The sequence below is a fragment of the uncultured Marixanthomonas sp. genome (assembly GCF_963974425.1).
Taxonomy (GTDB): domain Bacteria; phylum Bacteroidota; class Bacteroidia; order Flavobacteriales; family Flavobacteriaceae; genus Marixanthomonas.
The window spans coordinates 1-14,943 of the sequence record NZ_CAXBCK010000068.1; the positions used below are offsets into that span (position 1 = coordinate 1).

Sequence of the window (14,943 nt, forward strand, 5' to 3'; positions counted from 1 at the left end):
TTCAGTAAGTTACAAAATATATTTATCTTTGGCGAGACTTGTGCAACAGGCACACGGTGTATAAGTAATAGCGTTTCAAGTGATAAAACGAAAGTTAAAATTTAAAATAAAGGTTACACAATTGAAAAGTTTGTGAGTAGAAAACCGCCTCTACTCATACAGGATGCTGTTAGAGCCAATTAAAAAAATCCTAATGATTACATTAAGCCTATCACAAAATGAATTTAAAATCAATAATGTTCCATTAAGTTTTCCTATTGAAATTGAAATTTTAAGAAAGATATTGGCCCTTACGGGAAGAGTCAATAAAAAAAAGCATAATACAATTTATACTTGGGATGAATTAGGAATTTTAGCTTACTCAAAAGATGGTAAACTAATAGAAAGTCTATTGCTTGAATTAAAAAAGGAAGATTTTGATTTTAGTCCAAACCATATTTTTAAAGGAAATTTTCTTTTTGATAATGAAGAAATTTTGACTTATTATAAATTAAATAAAGATAAAAGAGTTAAGCTTTTTGAAGGTGATTCATCAGGTGCTTTGATTTTAAATAATATCAGTGTTTGGTTTGACGCTAAGCAAAATGATATTGAAGCAATTGAAATAAAGGCTTGCGAAAGTTTTGCTATAACAAAAATCCCAAAAGAGAAGTATATAATAAAGAAATTAGATGAAGAGGAAATCTCATTTGCAGATTTCGGGTTTAAGTTAGCAATCATACAGGAACTGATGTATAACAAAGAGTTGATTAAACCCAAATTTGATTTGTTTGAATTTGTTATTTGGTATCCAAAAAGAGAAATTGACCTTGAAGAAGAGGGATATGAACCAATTGAAGAAGTTACACAATATTTTAAGGACTTACCTATTCCGAAAAGATTAGCAACTGAAATAACAGAAATTTATCAGGATGGTGGAAATGACATTTATATGCAACTTCTACGATTTGGAGAAGGTTGGGAGAATTATTGGGACATTGAAACCTCAAGGGATGCAAGACAATTCCCTAACTTGAAAAAAACCGTATTATGTTATGCAAAAGATAATGTACTTAATGAATTCAATGACATGGGAATTAAATCAAAATGGGTATAAAGAGCTGGGTATATTCAGCACTATTAATTTTATAAGGGCTTGCGTATAGTACTTTTATACTTTCAAAATTTCATCAAAAATATTTTTTTCGAAAATCTAAAGGCGTGATACCTGTTTTAGATTTAAAAAACTTAGAAAAATAAGCATAATCCGAGAATTCGAGTGTATATGCGATATTCGCTAAATTGTCGTGAGAATGTACGATCAACCGTTTTGCTTCTAGAATTATCCTTTCGGAAATTAATTGGCTTGTCGTTTTATTTATTGTTTTTCTTACTACTCTATTGAGATGCTTGGTGGTTATGCTTAGCTTATCTGCATAAAATTTAGGAAATTTTTCTTTATAGAAATGGGTGTTTATTAAGCTCTCTAAAGTTTCAAATATACTAGAATAATTAGAAGAATTAAGCTTTTCCATATTGATATCAACGGTATACGACCTTGTTAATTCTATATAAATGCTGTTTATTGCATTTACTATTTTTAACTCTCTTAAAAGATTAGTTTCTAAATATTCGGTATAGGTTTCCTGAAACTTAAGTTTTAATTCCTCTAGCTTTTTAGGAGCTAATTCTAAAAAAGGAGGGTTTTGATTCGAATAAAAAAAAGGAAATGAATGGAGCTTATGTTCTAAAAACGTTAGTTCATAAAATTCTTGAGAATGAAAAAAGATAAATCCTTGAGGTTGTGTCTCAAATTTCCAGAAATGTGTTTGTCCTGGTTTTAATAAAAAGACTTTGCCTGGGTTAATGGTATAAGAATTAAAATCAATTTCGTGTGTACCTGTACCTTCTGCAAAGAGTACACACAGATAGAAATTATGACTATGAGGTTTGTTAATTAAATTCTTATTTAGCTGAATATGATTTGAAAATGAGTTTATATACACATCAGCGAGAGGTGTAGATACTTTAAATTGACTAATATTTAAAACTGGTATTTTCATAGTAAATGTCCTAAAAGTACAAAAAATAGCGTACATACTATAGAGGTAAAAACGATTTGAGGTCATAATTTTGCAGTATTAAATACTATGTAATGAGTAAAGTTATTGATGCATTGAAATGTAAATGTCCGAGTTGTAAAAAATGAAAGATTTTTATGAATGGTGGGAATTTTTTATTGATGAACATTCCAAAAATGAACGACAGATGTCCAGAGTGTAATTATAAATTTGAAAGAGAAACGGGTTTCTTTATTGGGGCTATGTTTGTGAGTTATGCAATTGCTGCAGCTCAAATGATAACAAGTCTTGTGTTGTTTTGGTATTTTATTGATTTGTCTCCTTTAAGTGTTTTCACCATTATAGCAGTGATAGCATTTCTGTCAAGTACTATCAATTTTAAATTGTCAAGGTCTATTTGGATATATTTGTTTTATAAGGATAAAATTTGAAGTGAGTATTATGCACAAAATTGTAACCTATAATCCATTACTAGTAGAAGCTTACTTCTAAAAATCCTCTAGAATTTACTATATCGTTTTGTATTTGCTAAATTAGTTGCATAAACTCATAATTCTTTTTATATCTAGAGTTAGGTGTAATAATTCAGCTCACATTATATGCAGAAAAATTAATAGAGCTCATTTAAGCTCTTAATAAAAACGTTGGGTACAATTTATAAACATAGCTAGTAAGCGTTAAACCGAATTATAGTGTATTTTTATACGCTACGTTTCTATACATGGAATATTGTAATACGCTAATAAATAATATATAGTCATTCTATGGATGTAGCCGAAATTATAAGTAAAGTATTTTTACCATTATCTCTTGCTATTATAATGCTAGGTATGGGAATGACTTTAGTTCCTGCTGATTTTACTAGAATTATCAAATATCCTAAAGCAATTTTAATTGGTCTTACTAATCAACTTATATTTTTGCCTATTATTGGATTTTCACTCGCTATAGCTTTTAATCTAAATCCCGTAATGGCCGTTGGATTAATGATTTTAGCTAGTTGTCCTGGTGGTCCTACTAGTAACTTGATAACACAAGTTTGCAGAGGGAATATTGCATTATCCGTTACATTAACTGCTGTTGCTAGTATTGTAAGTATATTGACAATCCCATTTATTTTATCTTATGCACTAGAATATTTCGGTAATAACACAGATGTTATAATTAAGTTACCCATATTTGATACGATAATACAAATAATGGGGATTACGGTGATTCCTATTTCCATAGGAATGCTCATTCGCAAATACAACCCCAATTTTGCAAAAAGAATGGAAAAACCAATGCGTATTGCCTCAACTGTAATTTTTATATTAGTATTTATCGCAGTGTTAGCAGCCAATGCTGATAAATTAATAGAAGGAATGAAAGCAGCTGGCATTGTTACATTGGTTCTTAACATCGCAACTATGGGAATAGGGTATCTTACTGCTAGGTTGTTTAATTTAAATTTAAGAAACACTATTTCAATCACTATTGAAAGCGGCATACAAAATGGGACATTAGCACTTGTAATCGCAACTTCTATACTAAATAATGTAGAAATGGGTATTCCAATAGGGGCTTATGCCATTTGGATGTTTTTAACTGGAGGAATTTTAATGTGGCAGTTTGGAAAAAGAACTGAAGTAGATTCTAAGTTAAAAAGTTTCCCCCCCAAACTGTAAATTATTAAAAGAATTAGTTTTCAGTTATTCAAAAACCTGTTCCATTTTCTGTACTGTAGCTTTGTCTTTACAGTTTTCAACGGTCATTTTTAAGTTTTTATCTAAAACATCAGCTTCAATTTTATAAATTTTACAAGAATCTAAATCCGTATTACTTTCTGAAAACAATACATCGCCATCAATAAGCATTCTTGAAATGGTTGCGGTGTCTAGCTTTTCCTGCTTTAAAAACTGAATTGTCTCTTCAGAAAAATTGCGCTCTTTGTTTCTTATATCCTTTAGTGTACGAGCATTAGGACTATAGTCACAGGAGGTTTTTTTTCCGCTTAAAAAAAAGAAAAGGATAATCAAGCCAATGCCAAATCCTCCTAAGTAATATGCAATTCTGTGAATTAATTTCATTTAAAAAAGTACATTTTATAGGTAATATTAAAAGAACAGCAAGTTAATATCGCTGTAGGACATGTCAAACCAATCTGCAACAGCTTTATTGGTTAAAATACCGCGGTAAAAATACAAACCATTTTTTAATCCACCATCAAAACGGATCGCTTGTTCAAGTCCGCCACACTCGGCAATTTCTAAAAGATAGGGTGTGAAAATATTACTAATTGATATTGAGGCAGTTTTCGGGTATCGAGCGGGAATATTAGGAACGCCATAATGAACTACGTTATATTTAATTTGAGTAGGAGAGTCGTGGCTGGTCATATCGGAAGTTTCAAAACAGCCTCCCATATCGATACTCACATCGATAATGACCGCTCCTTTTTTCATTTTTTTTACCATTGCTTCACTTACAATAACTGGCGATCTATTTTTTCCTCGCACCGCACCAATGGCTACATCACAACGACGTAAGGCTTTTAATAGGTTTTTTGGTTGTATAGTAGAAGTATAAAATGTTTGGCCGATGGCAGATTGCAGATTCCTCAACTTGGTAATAGAACTATCAAATACCTTTACGTTAGCGCCTAGTCCAATTGCAGAGCGTACAGCAAACTGACCAACGGTTCCAGCACCAATAACAACAACTTCCACAGGTGGTACTCCGCTAATGTTTCCGAACAACAAACCGTTTCCTTTTTTAGCATTTACCATTAATTCTGAAGCAATTAATACAGAAGCTGTTCCCGCAATTTCACTTAGTGCTTTTACGGCAGGATATGTATGATCTTGCTCTTTAATAAACTCAAAAGCAAGAGCTGTTATTTTTTTCTTGGACAACACATCAAAATACCTTTTTTGTCTTGTTTTAAGTTGAAGTGCAGAAATTAATACTGTTTTGGGGTTGATGAGTTCTAATTCTTCTAGAGTAGGGGGTTCTACCTTTAAAATAAAGGGGCATCCAAAAACTTTTTTGGTATCCTTGGTTAGTTGCGCTCCTGCTTCACTGTAATCTTTATCGGAAAAACCAGCTTCTTTTCCAGCTCCGCTTTCAATTAAAACTTTGTGTCCATTCGCAACCACTGCCGCAACGGCATCGGGTGTTAAACAGATACGCTTTTCTTGAAAATAGGTTTCTTTGGGAATACCTATAAACAAAGCTCCTTTTTGGCGGGTAACCTCAAGGGTTTCTTCTTGAGGTATTAATTGGGCTTTTGTAAATGGGGACTTAGATTCTGTCATGGCAAAAAATGGTTAGCAGCCCTAAGTTACATATTAAATGTGATATTGAAAAAAGAAAAATAACGGTTATCGAAATAGGTCTTTCACCTGTTGCCATATGCTCTTTTTGGTCAGTAGGTCTTCTTCAAATTCTTGCAAATCATCGCCACGGACTTTGTTAAAAAGTTTTGCGCGAATAAGATAGACTGCAGGGACTAAAACCATCATTAAAGGAATAATGTAGTATAACTCTAATTCATCGAGGTCATTGCTTTCATTTATTACACCCCATAACTGAAAAGCATACATGGCTATAGGTATTAAAATTATCCAATGCCACCAATGCTTACAAGTAAAGAACCAAAGCAGTAAAAGATAGAGAGGAATTGCTTTTCCTGTAAAATACCATGCAAAAGAATACCAAGATGGGAAAATCGTTTCAAAATTAGATAAAGAAGTTTCCCAAACTTGAGTTTTTGGGAAACTTTCATATAAATAAAATAAAAAAGGAGTTATAGCAATTAGAAAAACTACAACCCCTCCAATAAATAAAGATTTCTTATCCGTTTTGTAACGGTTTTTGGTATCTGTCAATTTGTTGTTCTGTTTGTCCATCTTCAATACTTTCTGGAGTACATGAGAAAAATAGACCAGCTCCGAAAATTGCAACGATTAAGTAGTACTTTGATAATTTCATAATGTTTAGTTTTTGTGAGGTTAATAGTACAAACCTATCACAAAATTCAACATGTATTTCAACTATCTTCCCCGTATCTTTATAAGTTTTTTTAGACAATAATTATCCTGCTCTAAAAATAATGCGATTTGGGGCTATTTTAAAAGAAACTATTAAATTATATGTAATCGTAACAATTTATTTCACTGGCTTTATAGTTAAGGTTCTACTTACGTTTTTATTTTTTGTTAATTTTATAATAGTGCTTTCTATAGGAAGCAATGATTTTATTTTTTCTGGCCATTCAATAAATACCCAGTTATCTGAATAAAAATATTCTTCAATTCCCATATCTAAGGCTTCTGTTTCATCTTCTATCCTATAAAAATCAAAATGATAAATTGCTTTATCTAATGATTTATATTCATTCACCAAAGAAAACGTCGGACTAGAGATGTTATCAGTAACGCCTAGTTGTTTGGCCAAAGCTTTGATAAGGGTTGTTTTACCTACACCCATATCACCATAAAATAAAATGTGCTTGTTTTGGGCAAGTGTTAGTATCTTATCAGCTACTTGCTGTAAGTTGTCTAAAGTGTAGGTGATTTCCATATTTTTGGGTTGCAATCAAATATAATACACATGGCCGACAAATAACTAATTTATTCGACGAAATACATGTGATAAGGAAAATTCTTACAAATAATTTTTTATTTTGGTTCTAAAACAGAAAAAGGAATCACCATTTCTTCTAAAGAAACACCACCATGTTGATACGTGTTGCGATAATAACTTACGTAGTGGTTATAATTATTTGGGTAAGCAAAAAACAAATCTCCTTTTGCAAAAATAAACGAACTGCTCATATTTATAGTGGGAAGGTTTATGTTCTTAGGATTAGTAGCTGCTAGAACATCTTTGTCTTGGTATGTTAAGCTTTTACCCGTTTTATAGCGTAAATTTAAACTCGTGTTTTTATCTCCAATTACTTTTGAAGGGTTTTTTACGTTAATAGTTCCATGATCGGTAGTAATAATCAATTTAAAACCAAGTTGAGAAGCTTGCTGAATAATATCCATCAGAGGAGAGTTTTTAAACCAACTTTGTGTTAAGGATCGGTATGATTTATCTGTAGAAGCTAACTCTTTGATTACTTCCATCTCGGTTTTTGAGTGGGAAAGAATATCCACAAAGTTATAGACCAAAACTGTTAAGTCTTCATCTTTATGGCTTTTAAAGTTTTCAGCCAATCGTTTTCCTTGTTTTAAGCTTGAAATTTTATGGTAACTCCAATTCAGGTTTAATCCGAAGCGTTTTAGTTGTGCTTCGAGAAACTTATCTTCACTCATGTTTTTTCCGCCCTCATCGGTATCATTCAACCAAAGGTCTGGGTGCAGCTTTTCCATCTCACTTGGCATTAATCCAGAAAAAATGGCGTTTCTTGCATACTGCGTGGCAGTAGGCAAAATACTGCAAAACATATCTTCACTTGTTTTTTTATAAGCATTAGCAATAAAAGGCTCGAAAGCTTTCCATTGATCATATCGAAGATTGTCGACAACAACTAATAAGGTTGGTTTTTTATCTTCTAGTTGTGGCATTACCTTATCTCTAAATAGGGTATGGGACATAACAGGAGCTTCGTCCTTATCTTTAAACCATTCTGGATAGTTTTTGTCGATAAATTTACAAAACTGTGTATTAGCCTCTGTTTTTTGAGACTCTAATATTTCAAACATTCCAGTGTCTTCAATATCCTCCAATTCTAACTCCCAGTAAACCAATTTTTGGTATAAATCTACCCAGCCTTCCCAAGAATTAATCATGGACATATCCATCGCGATTTTCCGAAATTCCTGCTGATAACTAGAAGTAGTTTTTTCTGAAACCAATCTTGAGTGATCTAAATTTTTCTTCAAACTCAATAAAATTTGGTGAGGATTTACCGGTTTTATTAGGTAATCGGCAATTTTAGAACCGATAGCTTCTTCCATAATATATTCCTCTTCACTCTTAGTAATCATAACTACCGGAAGAGAAGCTTGGTGTTCTTTTAATTCGGCTAAGGTTTCTAAACCTGTAAGTCCAGGCATATTTTCGTCTAAAAAAACGATGTCAAAATTTTCTTTTTTAATTTCTTCTAAAGCTTCGGTTCCACTTTGTGCAGTGGTTACCGTATAATTTTTTTTATCAAGGAAAAGGATGTGCGGTTTTAACAAATCTATTTCATCATCTACCCATAGTACTTTTATGTCGCTCATATTGTATATTTGTTTTTTCTGTGTTGAATGGTTCAGTTTTTCTGAAAATTCACTCGTTGAACAAATCTAATCCTGAAATTTTTCAAAACGAAAAAAGCCAGTATAATTAAAAGTTAAAAGTTTGAAATCACGTAACAAACTCAAAATAGTTAACGACCCCATCTACGGTTTTATTACCATTCCCAACACTGTCATTTTCGATTTAATAGAGCATCCATACTTTCAACGGCTGCGCAGAATTTCGCAAATGGGGATGTCATATCTCGTTTATCCAGGCGCACATCATACCCGTTTTCATCATGCATTGGGCGCTATGTTTTTAATGCGAAAAGCGGTGCAGGTGCTTCGTTTTAAAGGGATTGAAATATCTGAAGAAGAAGAAGAGGCTATTTACATCGCGATTTTATTACACGATATTGGTCACGGACCGTTCTCACATGCAATGGAAAATAGTATTGTTGAAAGTGTGAATCATGAGCAGATTTCACTGTTGTTTATGGAAGAATTGAATCGAAAATTTAACAACAGATTAACGCTTGCCATCACCATTTTCAAAGATAAATACAACCGAAAATTTTTGCATCAGCTTATTTCAAGTCAGTTGGATATGGATCGGTTAGATTATTTAAAACGCGATAGTTTTTATACAGGTGTTTCAGAAGGTGCGGTAAATTCCGAACGTCTTATTACCATGTTGAATGTGCACAAAGATAAACTGGTAGTAGAGGAGAAAGGAATTTATTCCGTAGAAAAATTTATCATTGCTCGCCGTTTAATGTATTGGCAGGTGTATTTACATAAAACCGGAATCGTTGCAGAGCAATTATTGTTGCGATTATTAAAACGAGCAAAAGAATTAACCGATAATGGTGTTAAACTTCCTGCAAGCACCGCATTATCTTTTTTTCTGAATCATGCCATAACGAAAGAAACATTTACAAAAGATGTCTTGGATACGTTTTCAAAACTGGATGATTACGATATTGTTTCGGCCATGAAGTCTTGGGTTTCTTCAGAAGATTTTGTTCTAAAAACGTTAGCTCAAATGCTTTTAGATAGAGACTTGTTGAAAATTAAAATGAAGAAGAAGCCAGTGACTTCAGAAAAATTAAAAAAGAAATTGAAACTGGTGATGCAGAAGCATAATTTAACCGAGGAAGAAGCTAATTATTTTGTATTTACAGGGAGTATACAAAATCAGGCATACCGCATGGACAAAGACACTATTAACCTGTTAACCAAGAATGGAAAAATAAAAGATGTAGCCAAAGCGAGCGACCAAGTAAACCTAAAAGCACTTTCAGAAAAAGTAATTAAATACTATCTATGCTATCCAAAAAGCAATAACTAAACCTTTTTTTCTATTTTTGCAGGGATTATTGCCAAACTAATACATTTTTAAAAAGCGGGTTAACCTGGTTTTTCTGGCATATATCAATAACCACAATGCTACTAAATGAAATTTACAGCAACACAAATAGCAGGACTTTTAGAAGGTGAAATTGAAGGAAATGCTGATGCAGAAGTGTCAAAACTTGCTAAAATTGAAGAAGGAACCGAAGGGAGCCTAACTTTTTTAGCAAATCCTAAATACACTTCTTATATATATTCAACTCAGGCAACTATAACGATAGTCAATAAAGACTTTGTTGCCGAAAATAAAGTTGAAACTACTTTAATTAGAGTAGACGATGCCTACAAAGCCTTTTCTAAATTATTAGAATATTATAACCAAGTAAAGATGAACAAAACAGGAATTGAAGAACCTGTTTTTGTTTCAGAAAGTGCTGCGTATGGGGAGAACCTCTATTTAGGCGCTTTTTCTTATTTAGGTGACAATGTTAAAATTGGTGATAATGCAACTATTTATCCTAATGTATATATTGGTAATAATGTTACAATAGGCGATAATGTAATTATTTTTGCCGGAGCTAAAGTTTATTCTGAAACAATTATTGGTAATAACTGTGTGATTAATAGCGGTGTTATTGTTGGTGCAGATGGTTTTGGTTTTACGCCAGATGAAAATGGAGAATATTCAAAAGTGCCACAAACAGGAAATGTAATCATTGAAGACAATGTAGATTTAGGCGCTGGTACAACTATAGACCGTGCAACTTTAGGTGCTACTATTATAAGAAAAGGTGTTAAACTAGACAACCAGATTCAAATAGCCCATAATGTTGAAATTGGTGAACATACCGTTATAGCTGCTCAATCTGGAGTAGCTGGTTCTACTAAAATTGGCAAAAACTGCGTCATAGGTGGTCAAGTAGGTATTGTTGGTCATATAACCATTGGCAATAATGTAAGAATACAAGCACAAAGCGGTATTGGACGAAACGTAAAAGATAATGAGGCATTACAAGGTTCACCTGCTTTAAGCTATGGTGGCTTCAATAAAAGCTACGTTCATTTTAAAAACCTACCTGAAATAATCCAACGATTTAATACCTTTGAAAAAAAAATTGACAATGATTGAGTGTAATTCCACAAATCAGCAAACAATTGGCAAAGAAACTTCTCTTAAAGGAGTTGGATTGCATACAGGAAAAGAAGTAACTATTACTTTTAAACCTGCACCTGAAGATTACGGGTATAAATTTATTCGTGTTGACCTTGAGGGAAGTCCTGTTATAGAAGCAGATGCAAATTATGTTACCAATACACAACGAGGAACCAACCTTGAAAAAAAAGGGGTGAAAATTCAGACTTCAGAACATGTGCTGGCCGCTTTGGTTGGGATGGAAGTTGACAATTGCATAATTGAGTTAAACTCTTCTGAACCTCCCATTATGGATGGTTCTTCGAAATTTTTTGTCGAAGCTATTGAAGAAGCTGGAATTGTAAAACAAGAAGCCCAACGAGAAGAGTATGTTGTTAAGGAGGTAATAACCTTTGCAGATGAAGAAACAGGCAGTGAAATAACTGTAATCCCATCAGATGCTTACCAAATTACCACGATGGTCGACTTTGGAACAAAAGTTTTGGGTACTCAAAATGCTTCATTACAACGTATCTCGAATTTTAAAGATGAAATATCTAATGCTCGTACCTTTAGTTTTTTACATGAAATAGAAACGCTTCTAGATCACGGATTAATTAAAGGAGGAGATTTAAATAATGCAATTGTTTATGTTGACAAGGAATTGTCTCCTGAAACAATGGAAAAGCTTCGTGGTGCATTTGGAAAGGATGAAATTTCAGTAAAACCTAATGGAATTTTAGATAATCTAACCTTACACCATGCTAATGAAGCAGCCCGACATAAGTTATTAGATGTAATTGGCGATTTGGCTTTAATAGGAACACGTATTCGTGGAAAAGTGATTGCCAATAAACCAGGGCACACGGTAAACACTCAGTTTGCTAAAAAACTATCAAAGCTTATAAAAATTGAAAAACGGAACCGAGTTCCGCAATTTGATATTTCAAAAGAACCGGTAAAAGATGTTAATGCAATTATGGCCATGTTACCACATCGGCCACCATTTTTACTGGTAGATAAAATATTAGAACTGACAGATACAGGCGTAGTAGGTCTCAAAAATGTGACGATGAACGAGCCGTTTTTTGTAGGTCATTTTCCAGGAGCTCCAGTTATGCCCGGTGTTTTAATTGTTGAAGCAATGGCACAGACCGGAGGAATATTAGCATTAAGTACCGTGCCAGATCCTGAAAATTATTTGACGTTCTTTATGAAAATCAATAATGTAAAGTTTAAGCGTCAAGTAAACCCAGGAGATACGTTAATTTTCAACTTAGAATTAATTTCACCCATTAGAAGAGGAATTGTTCATATGAAAGGAGATGCTTATGTTAATGATAAATTAGTTACCGAAGCAGAATTAATGGCCCAGATTGTAAAAACAAAAAAAGACTAAATGAATCAACCGTTAGCATATGTCCATCCGGGCGCGAAAATTGCCAAAAATGTTGTTATAGAACCTTTTACAACAATTCATAACAATGTAATAATTGGCGAAGGAACTTGGATAGGATCCAACGTAACGATAATGGAAGGAGCACGAATAGGAAAAAACTGTAATATTTTTCCTGGTGCTGTAATTTCTGCTGTCCCACAAGACTTAAAGTTTAAAGACGAAGAAACAACTGCTGAAATAGGCGATAATACGACCATTAGAGAATATGTAACCGTAAATAGAGGTACCATAGACCGCGGTAAAACTGTAATCGGGAAAAATTGCCTTATTATGGCCTATTGTCATATTGCTCATGATTGTATTGTGGGTAATAACTGTATTTTTTCAAATGCAAGTACGTTGGCTGGTCATATTACAATTGGCGATTATGTAATCCTTGCAGGAATGACTGCTGTACATCAGTTTTGTATGATTGGCAGTCACGCTTTTGTTACTGGTGGATCTTTAGTTCGTAAAGACGTTCCACCTTATGTAAAAGGAGCGCGTGAACCACTTTCCTATGTAGGTATTAACTCAATAGGTCTTCGAAGAAGGGGGTATGACACTGAGAAAATTCGGGAGATTCAAAATATTTACCGTATACTATACCAAAATAACTATAATACCACACAAGCTTCAGAAATTATTGAAGCTGAAATGGAAGCCACTCCAGAAAGAGATGAAATCCTTCAGTTTATAAAAAATTCGAAACGGGGTATTATGAAAGGATATTTCAGTAATAATTAATGATTGATTAGAAGTTGGATACTGGGAGTTAGAAGTAAGATAAAAATAGTATCAAAAGATAATTCCCCCTTTGAAGGGGGTTAGGGGGATGTTATTTAAAGCAATCCATAAAACCCTAACAAAAACAGAGTTTAACATTAAAAAAGATACCCGCCTGCGCGGGCACTATTATGGCAACAACTTCAGATATAAGAAAAGGGTTATGTATTCATTATAACCACGATATTTTTAAAATAATTGAATTTTTACACGTAAAACCAGGAAAAGGACCTGCTTTTGTACGTACTAAATTGAAAAGTATAACCACAGGCAAAGTAATTGATAATACCTTTTCTGCGGGACATAAAATTGATGATGTACGAGTAGAGACGCATAAATTTCAATTTTTGTATAATGAAGGGGAGTTTTACCACTTTATGAATACGGAAGATTACACACAAATCCGTTTGTTAAAAGAAGCTCTAGACACGCCAGAATTAATGAAAGAAGGGGAAGTAGTAACCGTAATTATTAATACTGAAGACAACGCACCGCTTTCTGTTGAAATGCCTCCACATGTAATTTTGGAAGTAGCATCTACCGAACCAGGTGTAAAAGGAAACACGGCTACCAACGCAACAAAACCAGCAATTATGGAGACGGGTGCCGAAGTAAACGTACCGCTATTTATAAACGAAGGTGATAAAATACGTGTTGATACCGAAAAAGGGCAATACCAAGAGCGTATTAAAGAATAGATAGATAACTATCAAAATTTTAAATCCCGTCATGATGCTATTGTGATGGGATTTTTTATATTTGGTTTCAAATTCGTTAAAAATGAAATTTTCAAATCCCCAAACCTTGGCAGCTATCGCAGGTATTATTGACAGTAATTATGTTGGTGATGGAGCGTTTCCAGTATTGGGGTTGAACGAAATTCACGTAGTACAGCCTGGTGATATTGTATTTGTGGACCATCCCAAGTATTATGACAAGGCATTGCAATCACTTGCAACTATTGTTTTGATTAATAAAGAAGTAGATTGCCCACCGGGAAAAGCGCTATTAATTAGTGATGACCCTTTTCGGGATTTTAATAAACTAATTCACCATTTTAATCCGTTTGTGGCTGCTTCTGCCGTTATTGCAGATTCTGCAACAATTGGAAATCACACGATTATTCAGCCCAATGTGTTTATTGGTAATAATGTGGAAATAGGAGACGATTGTGTTATCCATCCAAATGTTTCTTTATACGACAATACTAAAATAGGCAATAATGTAACCATACATTCTGGTACTGTATTAGGAGCTGACGCTTTTTACTATAAAAATCGCCCTGAAAAATTTGATAAACTTTTAAGTGGTGGAAACGTAGTTATTAAAGACAATGTCGATATTGGCGCACAATGTACTATTGACAGTGGTGTTACAGCATCTACAACTATTGGAGAAGGAACCAAGCTGGACAATCAAGTTCACATTGGTCATGATACTGTAATTGGTAGTCGTTGTTTAATAGCTTCGCAAGTTGGGATTGCTGGGTGTGTGTTTATTGAAGATTATGTGACTATTTGGGGGCAAGTTGGAATTACCAGCGGTGTTACCATTGGTGAAAAAGCTGTAATTTCGGCACAAAGCGGTGTAAGTAAATCGCTTCCCGGTCATAAATCGTATTTTGGAACACCAGCAGATGAATTCAGAAAAAAATATAAGGAACTGGCGTCTATTCGCTTAATACCTGATATAATTGATAAATTAGATAGAATAAAATGAGCAAAAGTGCAAAGGAAATAGTGAGAAGGTTTTACCTTTCAGATGTATTAAATGATAAATCGGTATTGGAGAAGTATTTTCATCCCGATTTAGAATTACTTTGGAACAGTACAAATGGGCTAACCATAATGAGCCATGGAGATTTGGTGAATTACTTCGCTGAAATGCGTCGAACGTATGATGACCTCAGAGTAGAGGTGAGTCATATGCTTGAAGATGGTGATTATGTGACTGTTAGGTACA

The 14,943-nt window shown here is 33.6% G+C and carries 17 protein-coding genes; 10 read left to right on the forward strand and 7 right to left on the reverse strand.

Annotation, left to right across the window (positions count from 1 at the left end):
- Positions 1-193 precede the first annotated feature (193 nt).
- Positions 194-1,096, forward strand: a complete 903-nt coding sequence (locus AACZ92_RS15360; RefSeq protein WP_339703175.1) for a hypothetical protein — start codon at positions 194-196, stop codon at positions 1,094-1,096.
- Between the two features lie 73 nt (positions 1,097-1,169).
- On the opposite strand, the gene AACZ92_RS15365 is transcribed toward AACZ92_RS15360, so the two are convergent.
- On the reverse strand, positions 1,170-2,042 hold the full coding sequence (locus tag AACZ92_RS15365; protein WP_339703178.1) for a helix-turn-helix transcriptional regulator: 873 nt from the start codon (positions 2,040-2,042) through the stop codon (positions 1,170-1,172).
- A 194-nt stretch (positions 2,043-2,236) separates the two neighbouring features.
- Here AACZ92_RS15365 and AACZ92_RS15370 point away from each other — a divergent pair, with 194 nt between their 5' ends.
- Together AACZ92_RS15370 and AACZ92_RS15375 are read left to right on the forward strand one after the other, a co-directional pair.
- On the forward strand, positions 2,237-2,491 hold the full coding sequence (locus tag AACZ92_RS15370) for a DUF983 domain-containing protein (protein ID WP_339703181.1): 255 nt from the start codon (positions 2,237-2,239) through the stop codon (positions 2,489-2,491).
- Between the two features lie 333 nt (positions 2,492-2,824).
- Entirely contained in the window at positions 2,825-3,727 is a 903-nt protein-coding gene (locus AACZ92_RS15375) for a bile acid:sodium symporter family protein (protein WP_339703184.1), read from the forward strand.
- 24 nt (positions 3,728-3,751) lie between these two features.
- On the opposite strand, the gene AACZ92_RS15380 is transcribed toward AACZ92_RS15375, so the two are convergent.
- From AACZ92_RS15380 to AACZ92_RS15405, 6 genes are all read right to left on the reverse strand, one after another.
- Positions 3,752-4,129 (reverse strand): hypothetical protein, encoded by a 378-nt coding sequence (locus tag AACZ92_RS15380; protein WP_339703187.1) that lies wholly within the window; start codon positions 4,127-4,129, stop codon positions 3,752-3,754.
- Positions 4,130-4,156: 27 nt separating this feature from the next.
- Positions 4,157-5,356, reverse strand: coding sequence for an alanine dehydrogenase (locus AACZ92_RS15385; protein WP_339703189.1), 1,200 nt, complete (start codon positions 5,354-5,356; stop codon positions 4,157-4,159).
- A gap of 66 nt (positions 5,357-5,422) precedes the next feature.
- Positions 5,423-5,929, reverse strand: a complete 507-nt coding sequence (locus tag AACZ92_RS15390) for a hypothetical protein (protein WP_339703192.1) — start codon at positions 5,927-5,929, stop codon at positions 5,423-5,425.
- On the reverse strand, positions 5,895-6,032 hold the full coding sequence (locus AACZ92_RS15395) for a hypothetical protein (RefSeq protein ID WP_339703194.1): 138 nt from the start codon (positions 6,030-6,032) through the stop codon (positions 5,895-5,897). The genes AACZ92_RS15390 and AACZ92_RS15395 overlap by 35 nt, the downstream gene beginning before the upstream one ends.
- 177 nt (positions 6,033-6,209) lie before the next feature.
- A complete protein-coding gene (gene tsaE / locus AACZ92_RS15400; RefSeq protein ID WP_339703197.1) occupies positions 6,210-6,623 on the reverse strand; it encodes a tRNA (adenosine(37)-N6)-threonylcarbamoyltransferase complex ATPase subunit type 1 TsaE in 414 nt (137 codons plus the stop codon).
- A gap of 98 nt (positions 6,624-6,721) precedes the next feature.
- Positions 6,722-8,272, reverse strand: coding sequence for a bifunctional response regulator/alkaline phosphatase family protein (locus AACZ92_RS15405; RefSeq protein ID WP_339703200.1), 1,551 nt, complete (start codon positions 8,270-8,272; stop codon positions 6,722-6,724).
- A gap of 121 nt (positions 8,273-8,393) precedes the next feature.
- Here AACZ92_RS15405 and AACZ92_RS15410 point away from each other — a divergent pair, with 121 nt between their 5' ends.
- The 7 genes from AACZ92_RS15410 to AACZ92_RS15440 all read left to right on the forward strand — a co-directional run.
- Positions 8,394-9,623 (forward strand): HD domain-containing protein, encoded by a 1,230-nt coding sequence (locus tag AACZ92_RS15410; protein ID WP_339703202.1) that lies wholly within the window; start codon positions 8,394-8,396, stop codon positions 9,621-9,623.
- 105 nt (positions 9,624-9,728) lie between these two features.
- Positions 9,729-10,754, forward strand: a complete 1,026-nt coding sequence (gene lpxD / locus AACZ92_RS15415) for a UDP-3-O-(3-hydroxymyristoyl)glucosamine N-acyltransferase (RefSeq protein WP_339703205.1) — start codon at positions 9,729-9,731, stop codon at positions 10,752-10,754.
- Positions 10,747-12,156 carry a bifunctional UDP-3-O-[3-hydroxymyristoyl] N-acetylglucosamine deacetylase/3-hydroxyacyl-ACP dehydratase gene (locus tag AACZ92_RS15420; protein WP_339703208.1) on the forward strand — a complete coding sequence of 470 codons (1,410 nt, stop codon included), beginning with the start codon at positions 10,747-10,749 and terminating at the stop codon, positions 12,154-12,156. The genes lpxD and AACZ92_RS15420 overlap by 8 nt, the downstream gene beginning before the upstream one ends.
- Complete coding sequence (gene lpxA / locus AACZ92_RS15425) at positions 12,157-12,942, forward strand: acyl-ACP--UDP-N-acetylglucosamine O-acyltransferase (RefSeq protein ID WP_339703211.1); 786 nt, start codon at positions 12,157-12,159, stop codon at positions 12,940-12,942.
- A gap of 170 nt (positions 12,943-13,112) precedes the next feature.
- Positions 13,113-13,679 carry an elongation factor P gene (gene efp, locus AACZ92_RS15430; RefSeq protein WP_339703214.1) on the forward strand — a complete coding sequence of 189 codons (567 nt, stop codon included), beginning with the start codon at positions 13,113-13,115 and terminating at the stop codon, positions 13,677-13,679.
- 82 nt (positions 13,680-13,761) lie between these two features.
- The gene (locus AACZ92_RS15435) at positions 13,762-14,700 is read left to right on the forward strand and encodes a UDP-3-O-(3-hydroxymyristoyl)glucosamine N-acyltransferase (RefSeq protein WP_339703217.1); all 939 of its coding nucleotides are present in this window, start codon (positions 13,762-13,764) and stop codon (positions 14,698-14,700) included.
- A partial coding sequence (locus tag AACZ92_RS15440) for a nuclear transport factor 2 family protein (protein ID WP_339703220.1) occupies positions 14,697-14,943 on the forward strand: 247 nt, incomplete at its 3' end. The genes AACZ92_RS15435 and AACZ92_RS15440, both read left to right, overlap by 4 nt.